Source organism: Pleomorphomonas sp. JP5 (assembly GCF_023721815.1).
Classification (GTDB): Bacteria; Pseudomonadota; Alphaproteobacteria; order Rhizobiales; family Pleomorphomonadaceae; genus Pleomorphomonas.
In genome coordinates this window covers 599,121-615,358 of the sequence record NZ_JAMDLI010000008.1, presented here as the reverse complement: position 1 = coordinate 615,358, position 16,238 = coordinate 599,121, and the positions used below count along the sequence as shown (strand labels likewise).

General features: G+C 62.6%; 16 protein-coding genes. 3 read left to right on the top strand and 13 right to left on the bottom strand.

Translation table 11 applies throughout. The annotated features are described in order from the left end of the window. Positions 1 to 33: 33 nt before the first annotated feature. Positions 34 to 537: a sigma-70 family RNA polymerase sigma factor gene (locus tag M4J40_RS14170; protein WP_251754796.1), complete on the bottom strand. Its 504-nt coding sequence runs from the start codon at positions 535 to 537 to the stop codon at positions 34 to 36. Beyond that, positions 534 to 743: a NepR family anti-sigma factor gene (locus M4J40_RS14165; RefSeq protein ID WP_251754795.1), complete on the bottom strand. Its 210-nt coding sequence runs from the start codon at positions 741 to 743 to the stop codon at positions 534 to 536. Before M4J40_RS14165 ends, M4J40_RS14170 begins: the two co-directional genes overlap by 4 nt. Before the next feature lie 219 nt (positions 744 to 962). Here M4J40_RS14165 and M4J40_RS14160 point away from each other — a divergent pair, with 219 nt between their 5' ends. Both M4J40_RS14160 and M4J40_RS14155 read left to right on the top strand, forming a co-directional pair. Next, the gene (locus M4J40_RS14160) at positions 963 to 1,766 is read left to right on the top strand and encodes a response regulator (protein ID WP_251754793.1); all 804 of its coding nucleotides are present in this window, start codon (positions 963 to 965) and stop codon (positions 1,764 to 1,766) included. Between the two features lie 57 nt (positions 1,767 to 1,823). After that, the gene (locus tag M4J40_RS14155) at positions 1,824 to 3,215 is read left to right on the top strand and encodes a sensor histidine kinase (RefSeq protein ID WP_251754792.1); all 1,392 of its coding nucleotides are present in this window, start codon (positions 1,824 to 1,826) and stop codon (positions 3,213 to 3,215) included. Here M4J40_RS14155 and M4J40_RS14150 read toward each other — a convergent pair. From M4J40_RS14150 to M4J40_RS14115, 8 genes are all read right to left on the bottom strand, one after another. Then, a complete protein-coding gene (locus M4J40_RS14150; RefSeq protein ID WP_251754789.1) occupies positions 3,191 to 4,561 on the bottom strand; it encodes an FGGY-family carbohydrate kinase in 1,371 nt (456 codons plus the stop codon). The genes M4J40_RS14155 and M4J40_RS14150 overlap by 25 nt on opposite strands. Before the next feature lie 25 nt (positions 4,562 to 4,586). After that, complete coding sequence (locus tag M4J40_RS14145) at positions 4,587 to 5,603, bottom strand: ABC transporter permease (RefSeq protein ID WP_251754787.1); 1,017 nt, start codon at positions 5,601 to 5,603, stop codon at positions 4,587 to 4,589. Continuing rightward, complete coding sequence (locus M4J40_RS14140; RefSeq protein ID WP_251754786.1) at positions 5,600 to 6,589, bottom strand: ABC transporter permease; 990 nt, start codon at positions 6,587 to 6,589, stop codon at positions 5,600 to 5,602. Before M4J40_RS14140 ends, M4J40_RS14145 begins: the two co-directional genes overlap by 4 nt. A 46-nt stretch (positions 6,590 to 6,635) precedes the next feature. After that, complete coding sequence (locus tag M4J40_RS14135; RefSeq protein ID WP_311134134.1) at positions 6,636 to 8,159, bottom strand: sugar ABC transporter ATP-binding protein; 1,524 nt, start codon at positions 8,157 to 8,159, stop codon at positions 6,636 to 6,638. Between the two features lie 346 nt (positions 8,160 to 8,505). After that, on the bottom strand, positions 8,506 to 9,501 hold the full coding sequence (gene rhaS, locus M4J40_RS14130; RefSeq protein ID WP_251754784.1) for a rhamnose ABC transporter substrate-binding protein: 996 nt from the start codon (positions 9,499 to 9,501) through the stop codon (positions 8,506 to 8,508). Between the two features lie 51 nt (positions 9,502 to 9,552). Next, positions 9,553 to 10,365, bottom strand: coding sequence for a DeoR/GlpR family DNA-binding transcription regulator (locus M4J40_RS14125; RefSeq protein WP_251754783.1), 813 nt, complete (start codon positions 10,363 to 10,365; stop codon positions 9,553 to 9,555). Between the two features lie 79 nt (positions 10,366 to 10,444). Beyond that, the gene (gene rhaD / locus M4J40_RS14120) at positions 10,445 to 11,302 is read right to left on the bottom strand and encodes a rhamnulose-1-phosphate aldolase (protein ID WP_251754781.1); all 858 of its coding nucleotides are present in this window, start codon (positions 11,300 to 11,302) and stop codon (positions 10,445 to 10,447) included. A 6-nt stretch (positions 11,303 to 11,308) separates the two neighbouring features. Beyond that, positions 11,309 to 12,577 (bottom strand): L-rhamnose isomerase, encoded by a 1,269-nt coding sequence (locus M4J40_RS14115; protein WP_251754780.1) that lies wholly within the window; start codon positions 12,575 to 12,577, stop codon positions 11,309 to 11,311. Between the two features lie 383 nt (positions 12,578 to 12,960). Here M4J40_RS14115 and rhaM point away from each other — a divergent pair, with 383 nt between their 5' ends. Further along, complete coding sequence (rhaM, locus tag M4J40_RS14110; protein ID WP_251754778.1) at positions 12,961 to 13,275, top strand: L-rhamnose mutarotase; 315 nt, start codon at positions 12,961 to 12,963, stop codon at positions 13,273 to 13,275. 3 nt (positions 13,276 to 13,278) lie between these two features. On the opposite strand, the gene M4J40_RS14105 is transcribed toward rhaM, so the two are convergent. From M4J40_RS14105 to M4J40_RS14095, 3 genes are all read right to left on the bottom strand, one after another. Next, positions 13,279 to 14,301: a LacI family DNA-binding transcriptional regulator gene (locus tag M4J40_RS14105; RefSeq protein WP_251754775.1), complete on the bottom strand. Its 1,023-nt coding sequence runs from the start codon at positions 14,299 to 14,301 to the stop codon at positions 13,279 to 13,281. Between the two features lie 73 nt (positions 14,302 to 14,374). After that, a complete protein-coding gene (locus M4J40_RS14100) occupies positions 14,375 to 15,208 on the bottom strand; it encodes a carbohydrate ABC transporter permease (protein WP_251754774.1) in 834 nt (277 codons plus the stop codon). After that, a complete protein-coding gene (locus M4J40_RS14095; protein ID WP_251754773.1) occupies positions 15,205 to 16,095 on the bottom strand; it encodes a carbohydrate ABC transporter permease in 891 nt (296 codons plus the stop codon). Before M4J40_RS14095 ends, M4J40_RS14100 begins: the two co-directional genes overlap by 4 nt. Positions 16,096 to 16,238: the final 143 nt, after the last annotated feature.

Genomic DNA, 16,238 nt, shown 5'->3' with positions numbered 1-16,238 from the left:
CGACCGTCTGGCAACATGGAAAGACAGGATGGATCAGAGTTCGCCCGCGCTCTGAATCGACATGATCTGCATGAGCTTCTGGCGCGCCCGGTTGACGCGGCTCTTGATGGTGCCGACGGCGCATCCGCAGATCTCGGCAGCCTCTTCGCAGGAAAAACCTGAGGCGCCCACCAGGATCAGGGCTTCGCGCTGATCATCCGGGAGCTTCTCGAGTGCCGAGCGAAAGTCCGCCAGATTGAGATGACCGTCCTGGGCCGGAGCCGAAACCAACCGTGCCGCCGCCTCGCCGTCGGTGTCCTGCACCTCCCGCCGGGCTTTGCGATATTGGCTGAAATAGGTGTTGCGCATGATTGTGAACAGCCAGGCCCTGAGGCTGGTACCCGGAATGAAGCTGGCATGAGCGCCCCAAGCCTTCATTACCGTTTCCTGCACAAGGTCGTCAGCGTGATCGTGGCTGCCAGAGAGGGAAATGGCAAATGCACGCAGCGAAGGGAGCTCTGCCAGGAGGGCGGACTTGAAGGCCGCGATGGCTGTCATTGATCGCTACCCCCGTCGCCACCTTCCGACTGGCCCTCTCGCTCCTTTCTTTCGGATTTCTCGAGTTGGTCGAGCAGCATGGTCAGCTTTTCGGGAATCGGCTCGGACAGGATCGAACCGTAAAGCTTCTTCAACTGGTCACCGAGATGAGCCTGGATCGGCGGTTCTAGTGTGGGGCGCTCTGACGTTTCTTTTTTGTCTGACATGGCGACTCTTTCAGGACGACTTCGAAACAACAATCCTATCGACGTTCTTGCGGCGAAGGCTGCGTGGTCACATCTTGTGCTTAACGCGAACAAGTGTTTCCGGTTCCGGCGTGCCACAAAAAAAGCGATGGGGAAGGGAACCGGTTAGCCGCCCTGACGTTTTAACGCAGAACAGCTCTCTTTAGTTGATTGCTCGTCCAAGCGTTGGAAAGGCTTCTCATGTCAATCACGGCTCTGATCGCTCCCCAGCTTCCCCTTCTCCGTCGCTATGCGAGGGCATTGAGTGGCAGCCAGGCGAGCGGCGACAGTCACGTCGTGGCCATGTTGGAACAACTGGTGGCCGATCCGGATGGTTTCGATCAGTCGCTCGATCCGCGACTGGGCGTCTACAAGCTTTTTTCTTCGGTGTGGAACGCCAACCCCATGAACTACATGAGGTTGGACGAACCTGGCGAACGCCCGGCGGCCGATCGACGCCTTGACGCGATCACCCCGCTGCCCCGGCAGGCGTTTCTCCTTACGGCCATGGAAGGCTTTTCACCGTTCGACGCGTCTGTGATTCTGGACGTCGGGCCGGAAGCCTTCTCGGCCTTGCTTTCGGAAGCCTCTCGCCAGATTGGCGAGCAGGTTGCTTCACGCGTCCTTGTCATCGAGGACGAGCCTCTGATTGCGATGGACCTCGAGGGCTTGGTCGAGGGACTCGGCCATACCGTTGTCGGAAACGCGCGCACGCGGGACGAGGCGGTTGCGATGGCGCGCCGTGAACGTCCGGGCCTGATCCTGGCCGATATTCGCCTCGCCGATGGCTCGTCGGGGCTGGATGCCGTCAACGACATCCTCTCGAGCTTCGAAGTGCCTGTCATCTTCATCACGGCCTATCCGGAGTCGTTGCTGACCGGCGAGCGGCCTGAGCCGACATTCCTTATCGCCAAGCCGTTCCGCGAGGAGATGGTAAAGGCGGTGATCTCACAGGCTCTGTTCTTCGACAAGGTCGCATCGCTGCGGTTGAGGGACAGCGCGTGACGCTGACCGGACACAGGTGGACTTTCCGATCGTCGTTCGTCTGACGCGGAGGGCAAGGTGCAGCCTGATGACCTCGAGACACTCAAGACGCTGGCGCGGGGAATGACACTTGCCGCCTGCGTCTCCGTGTCGGCGGGCCTTGTGACCTACCTCTTCCGCATGCGCCACCGTGCCGGTGGCTTGATGGGCACGTCCGCTCTTCTGTTCATTTTCGTTTTGGCCGTTGCCGTGGGAGCCATCGGCCGCCTGCTCTCGGGAGCGACCGGTGGCGGTCTTCCCGTGTTGATGGAGACGGTCGCCGCCGTCGTCGCCTTCGTCGTGGGCGTGGCCGTCTGGCCGATGATCCCGAGGCTCGTTGGCCAGCCGACCAGCCAGGAGGCCAACGAAGCGAACGCGCTTCTGGTGGAGGGACAGGCGGCCAATCGAAGGTTGATCGACCAACTCAGCGATCTCAATCGTGACCTGGAAAGTCGTGTTGCCGGCCGCACCGCCGAGTTGGAGACGGTTCGGCATCGCTTCGAGATGGCGCTCGAAGGGTCGGACATCTCGATTCTCGAACTCGACGCTGACCTGGTTTTTACCTGGGTGCACAATCCGCCGCGGCCCCTTACCCAGGCCGACATCCTGGGGCATCGGCCGGCCGACCTGTTGCTGCCGGGAGAGGCCGCCGAGTTTGCTGGCATCGCAAGACGCGTCCTGGGGGGCGGCATGCCGGAGCGTTTCGAGATCGCCTTCGTTCTCGGCGGACAGCAGCGCTGGTTCGAAGGCTTCGTTGAGCCGGTCACTGTGGATGAGCGGATCACTGGCGTTCTGGCGGCGGCCATTGATGTGTCCCGCTACAAGGAACACGAGCGCGAGATGCGAGACATCCTGCGCGAACTTACTCACCGCTCCAAGAACCTTCTGGCGGTGGTGCAAGGCATCGCGCGGCAGAGCGCCAAGGGATACCCCGATGCCGCTGGATTCCTCGCGCCTTTTAGCGGGCGCCTGCTCGCGCTGTCGGCCGCTCACGAGCTTCTGGTGCAGAACGGGTGGCGCGGTATCCCGCTGGCCGAGGTGGTGAGTCGTGCCTGGGCCGATGTGGAGGGTACGGACAACATCCGCGTCGATCTTGACGGTCCGGACGTCCTTCTCGGTCCAGACGTCGCTCAGAACGTCATGCTGGGCGCACACGAGCTGGTGGCGGCCGCCGCGACGGCGGAACAACCGCCCGAGCGCGTGGTCGTGTCATGGGAGATGCGACCCGACGGCGCCTTCCATCTGGAATGGCGCATGTCAGGCGCGTCTTCGATCGAAATCAGCGACTTCGGTCGCTTGCTGCTGCGCACCGTCATCCCGGTCATTCTCGAAGGCGAAGTGATGGCGCTCGACCGGTCCGAGGTGGGTTTCTCCTACCGGGTGACGGGACGGATTGGAGCGCAGCTTCAACTCGCCCACCGCTCGGCGTAGCTCTCGAGGCCTTCGAGATCGTAGATGCCGCCCACCGGTCGGTCGGGCGGAAGATCGAGTTGCCCGTCAGAACCAAGCGCCAGCATCGCGGCGCCGGTTGACGTGCCGGTGGCACCGTCGGCGATTGCTACTGGGCGCCCTGTGAGCCGCTGCAGAGCTTCTGCGAAGAGAGTGTCGCGGCCGAAAGGCCCTTCAATGATGATGGGACCGGCCGCGCCGGCGACAGACATCGCGGCCTGCGCCACCAATGCGAGGTAGAGGCTGACGGCTGCGGTCCGCACGCCGCCGGCGAGCGTGGAAGGATCTCTGCTCCATTCTCCCTTTCCGTCCGGGAATGGGCCGCATCCAGGTACGAAAGTTGGGTGAACCATAATGCTGTCGTCAAGTACGGAGCGAACGTCTTCCTGTGTCGGCTTCCGCGGATGGCCTTCCGTCAGGAGATCGAACTCGCGCCCCCCCATGAAACGCGACGATGGCACGGGATTGCTGAATGCATCGACATTGCAAAGACCGTCGCGGCGGGCGTCGAGCGCCGACGCCTCGCCGCCGACTGCGAAAACGATCACCCAGGTACCGGTAGAAAGCACCGTAAATGGCGGCTGGCGACCAAGAAGATGCGGCAGCAGTGAGGCGTTGGAATCGTGGATGCCGCAATAGACAGGCGTATCGGCGGGTAGACCTGTCAGGGTCGCTATGTCCTGGCTCACCGTGCCGAGCCGGTCGAAGGCCGAGCGCGGCGGCGCGAACAGTTTACTCCACCCCTCGGCTGTGGCGAAGGAGGAAAAGTCGCGTTTCTCTGGAGCCCAAAGGTCGGTATGCACTCCCAGCGAGGTCGGCTCGCTCGCCATCACGCCCGTAAAGCGAAACGCCCAATACTGAGGATAGGGGACAATCGCCGTTACCGTCGAGAAGGCCTTGGGGAATGTACGGGCCTGCCAGAAAAGCTGTGCCCCGGCATTGAGACCGCCAGGCAGGCGAGGCGTGAAACTCTCCGTAAACGGTGGACGCGCCGCGAGATAGGCGTCCTCAAGAGCATCCGGGCCGTGAAACTCGTAGTCGAGGATCGGCAAGGCGAGCCGATCTCCGGCCATCAAGGCGAAGGTCGCGCCATGGGTGGTGAAGGAGAGGGCGTCGACTCGAAGCGTCGCCGATGCCTCCTTCAGTGTGTCGATGAAGAAGGTCCACATCCCCTCCACGTCATAGTGGGGATAGGGCGGGGCGTCGATGACGGCATTCGGCCGCGTCCGAACGAACACGTCTTCACCGGTTTCAAGGTCGTGGACCACCACCTTAACGTTGGTCTTGCCCACGTCGAGAACCGCGATGAATCTCGGCGTCGTCGACATTGCTCTCTCCTTTGCCCGGCGATGATCAGCGAGCGACACGGCGGCGGTTGTTGATCCGCTGGACGACGAGCGGCAGTGCGATCACCAGGATCAGCATCAACCCCATGAAGATGCTCATGACAATGCCGGGAACGTTTAGCAGCCCCAGGCCGAAGGTGACGAGCCCCATCACGAAGGCGGCGATGACCACGCCAAGGATGTTGCCGGTGCCGCCATTGATGCCGACGCCGCCGAGCACCGCCATCGTCACCGCGTCGAGCTCCCAGCCGACGGCGATCGACGGGCGGGTGGAGCCGAGGCGGGACGTCAGCATCACCGAGGCGAGGCCGGCAGCGACGCCCGTCATCAGAAAGACGATGAACTTGATGCGCCGCACCTTGACGCCGGAGAAGCTTGCGGCCAGCGGATTGTTTCCGACGGCATAGACCTGCCGTCCGAAGATCGTCTTGTGCAGCACGATACCGGCGACGACCGCAAGGCCGAGGAAGGTGACGAACTCGATCGAGAAGATCCAGAACGCATAGCCCTGGCCGAAGACAGCGAAATCGGCAGGATAGTTCTTGTAGACTTGGTCGCCGAGCACGACGTAGGCGATGCCGCGATAAAGGCTCATGGTGCCAATGGTCGCGACGATGGCCGGAAGGCCGAGCCTGGCCACCAGGAAGCCGTTGAAGACGCCGCACCCGAGCCCCACGCCGAGCCCGACGAGGAACAAAACCGGCGTACCGGCTCCGACCTCGGCCGCGGCTCCCATGGCGGTGGACGCCAGCGCGATGATCGAGGCAACCGACAGATCGATTTCGCCGGTGACGATCACGAATGTCATGGCCAGCGCCAGGATGGCCTTTTCCGTGAAGTTGAAGGTCGCGTCAGAAAGATTCCATGGGTCGAGGAAGTAGGGCGAGGCCAGCGAGTTGGCGATGGCGATCGCGATCGCCACGGCCAGCAGCAGCGTTTCCCAGCTTTTTGCCGCCCGCTTGAATGGGCTGTCGAGACGGTCGGGAATGTGGCGCGGGGTGAGAGCGGCGGACTGATCGCTCATAGCGGAAGCTCCTTGCGGCGCAGGATGACGCGGCCCTTGACGCGTTCGCCGCGGGCATTGATGACGACGGCGGTAATGATGATGGCGCCCGAAATCGCCATCTGCCAGAACGGCGAGATGCCGATCACCGGCAGCGCATTCTTGATGATGCCGAGGAACAAGGCGCCCAGCACTACGCCGCCAACCGTGCCGACGCCGCCGATGGTCGAGACACCGCCGATGACGCAGGCGGCGATGGTGTCGAGCTCGAAGCCCGAGGCCACGTCGACATAGGCGACGGCGTAGCGCGACACCCAGAGATAGCCGCAGAGGCCGGCGACCGTGCCGGACAGGACGAAGGCAAGAAAGCGGGTCTTGCCAATGTCGATGCCGGCGTAGACGGCGGCGACGGCGTTGCCGCCGGTGGCGTAGAACGCACGGCCGAGACCCGTGCGGGTGAACAGGAGAGTTGCCAGAACGATGGCCAGGAGGCCGGTCCACGACAGCACCGGCAGGCCGAGGATCAGCGTGCGCGGCAACTCGAGGAAGGCAGGCGACATCTCGTGAGCGTTGACCCAGGCGCCACCGGATTCGACAAAGGCAAGCCCGCGGAAAATCGTCATGGTGCCGAGCGTCACCACGATGGCCGGGATGTCGAGCCACCAGACCAGGAAGCCGTTGATGGCGCCGAGCAGCATGCCCATGCCGATGGCGACAAGGATCAGCACGAAGACGGGCAGGCCTGGGACGAGGTGGTTCAACATGGCGACCGTCATGCCGGTCAGGGCCACGTTGGCGGCAACCGACAGATCGATCGATTTTGTGAGGATGACCGCCGACTGACCGAGTGCCATCATGATCAGGATCGACGTGTCGTTGAACACGCCGGCGAGGTTCTTGGGTGTCGAGAAGGCGGGGAAGCGCGCGGTGATGGCGGCAAGCAACAGGAGGCAGGCCAGCACCAGAAGCGCTTCGCGCCGCGCAAGAAGGCTGCGAACGATAGTCATCGGAAAAGCTCCGGGGCGGAGATGGCAATGAAAGTGGGGCGGCGAGTCACGCGGCGGCCTCCTTGTTGCCGGTGGCGGCGCGGACCAGCGCTTCCGGCGTCAGGCCTTCGCGTTCGAACACGCCGGCCATCCGCCCCTCGCGCATGACAATAACCCGGTCGCTCATGCCGAGGATCTCCGGGATCTCGCTCGACACCATGATCACGGCGAGGCCTTCGACGGCGAGCTGGCTCATGAAGGCATGTACGGCGGCCTTTGAACCGATGTCGATGCCCTTGGTGGGCTCGTCCAGAATGATCACTTTCGGCAGAGTGGCCAGCCACTTGCCGATCACCACCTTCTGCTGGTTTCCGCCCGATAAAGTGCCGACCGGCTGGCTGAGCGAGGCGGCTCTGAGGTCGAGACGTTCGGCGTATTCGCGGGCGAGTTCGAACTCCTCGGCCATGCGGAGAAAGTTGCGCCGACTGGTGACCTTCAGGGACGGCAGCGAAATGTTGGAAACGATCGACATGGCCGTGATGGCGCCGTGGCGGCCACGCTCTTCCGGCACGTAGACGATGCCGGCATCGATGGCATCGGACGGCGAACGCACGGCGATCGACTTGCCCGACAAGGTCACCGTTCCAGCCGACGGATGGGTCACGCCGAACAAGGCCTGGCAAAACTCCGAACGACCGGCGCCCACGAGGCCGTAAAGGCCCAGAATCTCTCCGCGCCTGAGCTCCAGAGATACCTGGTCGAACTCGGTCGGGTGGCAGTAGCCGTCGACCTTCAACACCACGTCGCCGATTTCGGCGGGGAGCTTGGGGAAAGCCTGCGTCACGTCGCGGCCGACCATCAACTTGACGAGGTCGTTGTGCGACACTTCGTCGAGACGGCCGGCTCCCACCTGACGTCCATCTCGGAAGACGGCGAAATACTCGCAGATCTGCCAGACTTCCTCGAACTTGTGGCTGATGAACAGGATGGCCTTGCCGGCCTTCTTCAGCCTGTCGATGATGCCGAACAGTTCTTCCACCTCCTTGTAGGAGAGGGCGGCGGTGGGCTCGTCCATGATGACGATGCGGGCATCGATCGAGAGTGCCCGGGCGATCGCAACCAGATGACGCTGGGCAATGGAGAGATCCTTGAGGCGCGTGCGAGTCGAGATCGGCGCATCGATGCCGTGCAGAATGGCCGCCGCGCGCGCATGCATCGCTGCCCAGTCGATCAGGCCATAGCGATTGCGAGGCTGATGACCGAGGTAGATGTTCTCGGCCACCGTCAGTTCGTCGAACAGCACCGTTTCCTGGTGGATGGCGGTGATGCCGAGCTCCTGCGCCGCCTCGGCGGTCGGAAGCGCGACCTCCTTGCCGTCGATCGCAATGCTGCCGCCGTCGGGCTGGTAGATTCCCGTCAGGATCTTGACCAGCGTCGACTTGCCGGCGCCGTTCTCGCCGATCAGCGCCGTGACGTGGCCGGGCCGGAGCTCGAGCGCGACGTCCGACAGCGCCTTGACGCCAGGAAAGGTCTTGGAGATGCCCGTCATCTTCAGGATGGGCTCTGTCGTGGGTGTGTCCGTGGAAGGCATGGCGTTCATCGGCGCTTTTTTGCTGCGGAGCCTGGAGCCCGAGTGGCCGGGCGGCGATCGGTATCGCTGTCGTCGCGATGACGATCATTCCGGGACGACCGGATGGGATCGGATCGGCGGAACTGCCCTCGCCCTGTTCCTTCCCCACAAGGGGAGGGGACCCTGCGCGATCCGCCGACTGCGCTGGAGGGAGGCGCGCCGGGTTGGACGAAGGAAGCCGTGGGAGAGATGCCCGATCGGCGACGACCGCGTCCCCTCCGCCTTGTGGGGGAGGAACAGGGTGAGGAGCTTGTTGGCGTATCGGTTCCGAACCCGGCGAATGCCGGGCTCGGATAGGCGCACCAGATCAGAAGATCTTGGCGAACTCCTCGACGTTGCCGGCGTCATAGACGAACGGGTCGGCCATGGCTGCTTCGTTGTTGGCGTCGAGCTTGATCGTTCCCATGCGACCGATGGCGATCTCGGCGTCCGGCTTGGCTTCGGCCTTGCCGGTCTTCAGCTCGTAGGCGATGTAGGTCGCCGAATAGCCGAGGTCGATCGGGTTCCAGATGGCGAAGGCCTTGGACGAGCCCGCCTTGACGTGGCCGGCCATTTCCGACGGCAGCCCCAGACCGGTGACGTTCACCTTGCCGACAAGGCCGGCGTCCTCAATCGCCTGGGCGGCGGCGACGATGCCAACCGACGTCGGCGCGATGATGGCCTTGAGGTTGGGATACTTGGCGACCAGGCCCTGCGTTTCGCGATAGGACTTGTCGGCGAGGTCGTCGCCGTAGACCGTATCGACGAGGTTGACGTTCGCGTAGTTCGGCAGAACCTTCTTCATCTCCTCGATCCAGATGTTCTGGTTGGTCGCCGTCGAGGCGGCCGAGAGGATGGCGACGTCGCCCTTCTCAGAGCCGAGACCGTCGGAGGCCAGCTTCACGCACATGTTGCCGATCAGCGGGTTGGACGACGGGTTGAGGTGCATCAGGCGGCCTTCCGGAGCAACGCCCGAGTCCCAGGAAATGACGGTGATGCCACGCTGCATGGCCTTCTTGAGGGCCGGCACCAGGGCGTCCTTGTCATTGGCCGAAATGGCGATGGCGTCGACTTTCTGGGCGATCAGCGAGTTGACGACGTCGATCTGCGCCTCGGCGGTCGAGGTGGTCGGGCCGGTGTAGATGATCTCGACGTCGCCGAGCTCCTTGGCCGCTTCCTGGGCGCCCTTGTGGGCGGCGTCGAAGAAGCCGTTGCCGAGCGTCTTGACCACGAGGGCGATCTTGACGCTCTCGGCACTGGCCGGACCGGCCATGAGGGCAATGGCGGCAGCCGTGGTAACGATCAGTTTCTTGAACAGGGTCATCTGGGTCTCCTCCCGTTTCGACCTTCCATCGACCTCCGCCTCTTTCCTCAGTCAGGCGACGGTCGGGGATTGCTGGGTGTCTTCTTTTCGGTCCGTGGATGCGACGATCAGTCCGATGCCGGCAGCTTCCACCATCCGCCGGTCGCGCTCGTCGATTCCGTCGTCCGTGATGATCGTGCTCACCCGTTCGAGCGGGCAGAGGATCAGGCTGGACCGTGTCTTGAACTTGGAACTGTCGACCAGAACGATCAGCTCGTCGGCCTGGCGCATCAGGCGCTGTTCGGACTGGATGATCAGCGAGTCCGATTCCATGATGCCGAGCGGCGACACGCCGCGGGCGCCCATGAAGAAGCGGCGGGCATAGAAGTGGCCGGTTCCATCGCTGTCGAACGGCGACAGGATGATGTTCTGCTCGCGGTAGACCGCGCCGGCCGGCAACATCACCGTGCATTTGGAATGCTTGATCAGGTGCTCGGCGATGGGGAACGAGTTGGTCATCACCTGCAAGCGCATCTGCGCGAGGTAGTGCACCATGGGAAATGTCGTGGTGCCGCCGTTGATGGTGATCGCTTCACCATCGTGGCAGAGCTTCACCGCCTCGCGGGCGATGGCTCGCTTTTGCGCCGAGTTGACCGTTTCGTCGGCCCGGAACGACCGAGCGGCCAGAACGCCGATCTGCGGCGGGTGCAGCGCCTCGGCGCCGCCGCGCACTTTCTTCAAGCGGTTTTGGAGCGCCAGCGCGCTGATGTCGCGACGGATCGTTGCTTCCGAGGCGTCGGTCAGCTCGACGATGTCCTGGACCGTCAGGATGGGGCGCTCCTGGACGGCTGAGAGGATGATGCGGTGGCGTTCGCGTTCGTGCATGGGTCTGTCTCGGCTCCGGAGTGTGGGCCAGGGACGATGGCTCGCCGACGCCGCAGGGGCAAGCGCCGGCGAGAGTTGGTCAGATGACCTTGGCGGGCGCGAGCTTCCAGCCGTCGAGCGCCATCGCTTCCGGTTGCGGAACGACTTTGAAGCGAGAGGCGAGATCGATCAGATCCTGCGTCGTCATGGTCTGGCGCGGGCCTCCCATCGACAGCACCTTCACTTGGATTTCGGCGGCTTTCTCCGCAGTGTCGACCAGACCGAAAGCGTCATCGAGCGTCGGGCCGACGCCGAACACACCATGGAACGGCCAGAGCACGAGCGGACGCTTGGCGAGAAGCCTGGCCGTCGCGTCGCCCATCTGGTCGGTGCCGGGCACCAGCCAGGGCATGGTGCCGACGCCGTCGGGAAACACCACCAGGCACTCGGTTGAACCTTCCCACAGGGCGCGCGTCACGTTGGCGTCGCTCCAGTCGAGCACGTAGGTCAGTGAGATCAGGTTGGTGGCATGGCAATGCAGTACGACGCGATCGCCGCCGTTGGTAACCGTCTGCCGGGCGATATGGCCTTTGAAGTGGCTCGAGTACTCCGACGTCGGTCCACCCCCGTCGCGATAGCCCCACAGCACCTCGAGGTAGCTGCCGTCGGCGCCTACGCGCACCACGCCGAGGTTGTTCTCGGGGTCGAGCTGAACATTGCGGAAGAACTTGCCCGTGCCGGTGACGATGTAGCTCTGCCCTGCGATTGCCGGCAGAGGTTCCGTCATCGGCAGATGGCGCGGTTCGCGAATGTCGGCGAGATAGGGCGCCAGGTCGTCGTCGGTGAGCCGAAGGCTGATATTGCCCCCGTTGCGCTCATCCCAGCCTTTCTCCCAGCAATCCGTCGTGGCCTTCACCATCGCCTTGACGAACCAAGCGTCGATCATATTCGCAGTCATAATGGCTCAGGACTCCCGCTTGGCGAGCACGTCGCGCTCGTAGCTCTTGACGACGTCGAACCAGGCGGCGCCGACCGGCACGTTCCGGCTTTCGCAGTAATGATCCCAGACGGCGCCCCAGGGGCTCGTCTTGTGTTCTTCGAACAGCGCCATGCGAAGCGCGTAATCCCCGGAGGCTTCGGCGGCCTTGAGCTTGGTCGCCGGCTCGAGCATGGCCTTGAGCAGCGCCTTGCGCATGTTGCGCATGCCGACGACCCAGGCCGCTATGCGGTTGATCGACGCGTCGAAGTAGTCGAGGCCGATGGCCGTGCGGTCGAGCATGTTGCCGCGTACCAGTTCGTTGGCGATGGCCTGCAACTCGTCGTCGAACAGCACGACGTGGTCGCTGTCCCAGCGCATCGGCCGCGACACGTGCAGCAGCACGCGGTCGACGAACTGGAAGACGGCGGACAGCTTGTCGGAGACCACCTCGGTCGGATGGAAGTGACCAGCGTCGAGGCACAGCATGGTGCCGCGTGTTGCCGCGTAGCCCATGTAGAACTCGTTGGAACCGACGGTGTAGGCCTCGGCGCCGATGCCGAACAGTTTGCTCTCGACGGCGTCGTAGTGGAACTCCGTCGAGATCTTCTCGGCGATCACTTCATCGAGGGCGGCTTTTAGCGTTTCGCGCGGTCCGTAGCGATCGAAGGGGTAGTCCTTCGAACCGTCGGGGATCCAGATGTTCATCACCGAGGCGGTGCCGAGCGATCGGCCGAAATGCTCGGACACCTTGCGGCTGGCCTTGCAGTGATCGATCCAGAACTGCCGAATGCCGGCGTCGGGATGGCTGAGCGTACGATTGTCAGCGCTCTTGGGGTGGGAGAAGCAAGAGGGGTTGAAGTCGAGGCCAAGGCCACGCTCCTTCGCCCAGTCGACCCAGCGCTGAAAGTGCTTGGGCTCGATGGCGTCGCGCTCCACCTTGCGGTCGGCCTCAAGATAGAGGGCGTGCAGGTTGAGCCGCTTGGCGCCGGGAATCAGCGACATCGCCTTGTCGAGATCGGCGCGGAGCTGGTCGGCATTGCGCGCCCGGCCGGGATAGTTGCCGGAAACCTGGATGCCACCGGTGAGCTCGCCATCGGGATTCTCGAAGCCCTTGACGTCGTCGCCCTGCCAGCAGTGCATCGAGACGGGAACGGTGTCGAGCTTGGAAAGAACGGCCTCGGTGTCGATGCCGTCGCGAGAGAAATGCTCGCGGGCCAGTTCGTAGGCTTTGGTGATCGGCGATTGTTCGGACATGACCGGCGGTTTCCTCCCATTGGCTCCGCTGCCAGTGCCTGCTTTCGGGCACTGATGCTATCAATCATATTTCATCATAATCGATCAAGTGCGATCATATGGCGGTGTTGGTGCTATGCCGGCCGCTCTGTCTCGATCAATCTGTCTGGCTCGGGGCTTTTGCCTTGATAAGACAAGATAATTCGAGATTTGTCGGGAAATCTGGTGTACAACTGCGTATCGACAAAAGTTCAAGGAGCCAAAAGAGAGCTTCTTCACATTGTACAAAAGTTCAAATCAAGACCGAAAATGATTGGATTTGCGTAAAGTCCCCACTGGGCTCGATCGGATCGGATTGAATATAATCTTCCGAGGCCGACATAGCGCCGACAGGGAGGAGCGTCATGATCAGAAAAGCCTTCGTCATGTGGGTCAATCCGGATGCCCACGCTGAGTACAAGCGCCGCCACGACGAGATCTGGCCCGAGCTGGCGGAGGTGCTCAAGGCGCACGGGGCGCACAACTACGCCATCTATCTCGAGCCGAAGACGTCGATGCTGTTCGCCACTGTCGAAATCGAGTCCGAGGAGCGCTGGGACGCCGTCGCATCGACCGAGGTCTGTCAGAAGTGGTGGAAGTTCATGGCCGACATAATGCCGTCCAATCCTGACAATAGCCCGAAGTCGGCCGATCTGCGCGAGGTGTTCTTCCTCGCCTGAGCATCAGGTTTGCGCCGGAGCCTGCGCAGTCGATCCCTTTGCATCGAGGCGGGGCGGCAGAATGATGTGTCGATCCGTTCGCCGTCCCTCGATCCGCTCGATCAACAGCTTCATCGCCTCGCTTCCCAACATGTGTCCGGACTGATCGATCGAGGTCAACGAGATCTGCGGCAGCGCGGCGATACGCGCGTTGTCGTACCCGACCACCGAGAGGTCTTCCGGTATTCGGATGCCGAGCTTCAACGCCTCGGCCATCAATGTGAACGCTACCGTGTCTGTCCAGCAGAACACGGCCGTCGGGTGCCTCTCGCTCTTCAGGATACGATGAGCCACTTCCTCGTCGTTGCGCTCACCGAGAAAGTGGCTGCCGTCGAAGACCGAAATCCCTTCGGTGAGGCCATGGGCCATCATGGTCTCTCGATAGCCCACCAGACGCAGAGCCGTCGAGTTGTTCGGAGCGGCGGATGCTGGCTCAAGGCCGAAATAGGCGATGCTGCGATGGCCAAGCGATATCAGGTGCTCGACAGCGAGGCGAGCGCCGTCACGATCGTCATTGTTGACGGTGTCGTAGCCGCAGTCGCGGTCGTGACGTCCGATCATCACCGTCGGTACCGAGGTGGCGACGGTGGTCAGATAGGATTCCTCGAGCAGCGGGGCGACCATCAGGAACCCATCGATCTTGCGATCGAGCATGGTCTCTATGGCGTGCCTCTCGGTGGCTTCCGCCGATGGACGGAAGCCGATCAGCGGCTCGTAGTTGGTGCTCCTGAGCGTCGAGATGACGCCATCGAGGATATCCGGGAAGAACGGATTGCGTAGGTCCGGCAAGACGATGCCGAGCGTATAGGTTCGCCCTCTGAGGCCGCGCGCCGCCGTCTGGGGACGGTAGTTGAGAGCGGCCATCGCCGCCTCGACGCGCGTTCGCATGTCGTCGGACAGGCCGTAAGCGTTGCGCAGCACTTTGGAGACGGCAGCGCGCGACACGCCAGCCGCCTCCGCCACCTCCTTGATCGTCGCACGCTTCATGATTCCCCGCCCGTTTTCGCCGGTTTTCCCTAGCTTCCTCTATATGCACCTCGGTTTGTCGGCAACGGTCATGTCATCCTTTCACCGCGCCCGCCGTCATGCCCTCCACGATCTGACGGTTGAAGAACAGGAACATGATCAGCGGCGGTATGGTGATGATCAGGATGTTCATGAAGAGAAGATTGTATGAGGTGTTGAACATGCTCTGGTAGTTGAACAGCGTCAGCTGCACGGTCGCGTTCTTGGAGCCCGGCAGGTAATAGAGCGGGTTGGTGAAGTCGTTGAAGATGGCCACGGATTGCACGACGATCACCGTGACCGCCACCGGCTTCAACAACGGCAGGACGACGCGGAAGAACAGCGTGAACGGTCCCGCCCCCTCGAGAATTGCCGCCTCGTCGAGCTCACGCGGTATGGTCGCGATGAAAGCGCGGAAGAGAAGAACCGAGAAGGATAGGCTGTAGGCGATCTCGATCAGGATCAGCCCGGACAGCGTTTTGAACAGGCCGAGCCATTGCAGTAGCCAGATGGTTGGCACCACGGCCGGCGGCATGATCAGACCGGCCAGCACCATGAAGTTGATGAGACCGCTCCAGCGCGACGGGCGTCGCTGCAGCACGAAGCCGACCATGGCGCCAAAAACGACAAGACCGGTCACCGCGACAACCGTCAGGATGATCGAGTTGACGAAGGCCGTGATCAGCATGTAGTCGCGCGCCTCAATCACGGCGATCAGGTTGGCCCACATGTGGGTCTCGGTCGGCCACGAGAAGTGCAGGCGTGCCGCCTCCGGCTTGTCTTTCAATGCGTTGACGATAATGAACAGGAACGGCACGACGAAGACGATACAGGCGATGGCGAGCGATAGAATGCCCGTTGCGTAATATCTCAGCTTCTTGGCGGTCATGCCTCGACCTCCCGGCGATTGAGGACAAAGGACAGAGGCACCACGATGGCCGCGACCAGCACGAACAGCACCACGTTGCCGGCAGTGGATAGTCCATAGAACCCGGACTGATACTGCTTGTAGATCACCGAAGCGACGACGTCTGTGGTGAAGCCGGGCCCACCCTTGGTCATCGCCCAGATCAGGTCGAACGACCTGAGGCCGCCGATCAGGCTAAGAATGATCACGGTCACGGTAGCCGGGCGGGCGAGCGGCAACGTCACATTCCAGAAGCGTTGCAGCGCATTGGCGCCATCCATCTTGGCGGCCTCGTAATACTCTGCCGGGATGGACACGATGCCGGCGATGTAGATGACCGTCGCCAGCCCGACGCCCTTCCAGACGTCTACGAAGGCGACGGAGAGAAGGGCAAACCGAGGGTCGGTCAGCCAAGCCGGTCCCTTGATGCCAAAGACGGCGATGACGTCGTTGATGAGGCCGTTGGTCGGATGCATCAGCATGGTGAAGGTGATGCCGACGCCGATGGTCGAGACCAGGACCGGAAAGAACACGATGGCGCGCAGCAGGCCTCGCATCATCACGTTTGAGGTCAGCAGGATGCCGAGGAGCATACCGAGCACGACCTTAGATCCGGAGGTGACGACGGCATAGATCAGCGTGTTGATCAGGCCCCAGACCAGAAATGGCTCGCTGAAGAACTGGCGGAAGTTGTCCAGCCCTATGAAGGAGTACTTGAACAGTGTCCAACGCGTCAGGCTGAAGAACAGCGAGGCGAAGGTCGGGAACAGGAAGAGGATGCCGAAAATGATGGCTGCCGGCAGGTAGAACCAGCTCGGGTAGACCGCCGCGAATGCACGGCGGGTGCCTTTCTTGTTCTGAGTTGTCATGGGGCACTCCAGCGGGGTTCATCCGGTCGTACGCGGCCTCGCGCGAACGCGGGGCCGCTTCTCTGGAGGAGAAGTTCTATCTCGATGCCAGCGCAGTTCCGGCGCAAGACTGGTTTTCCCTTTTGCTGGAACTGCCTTGGATC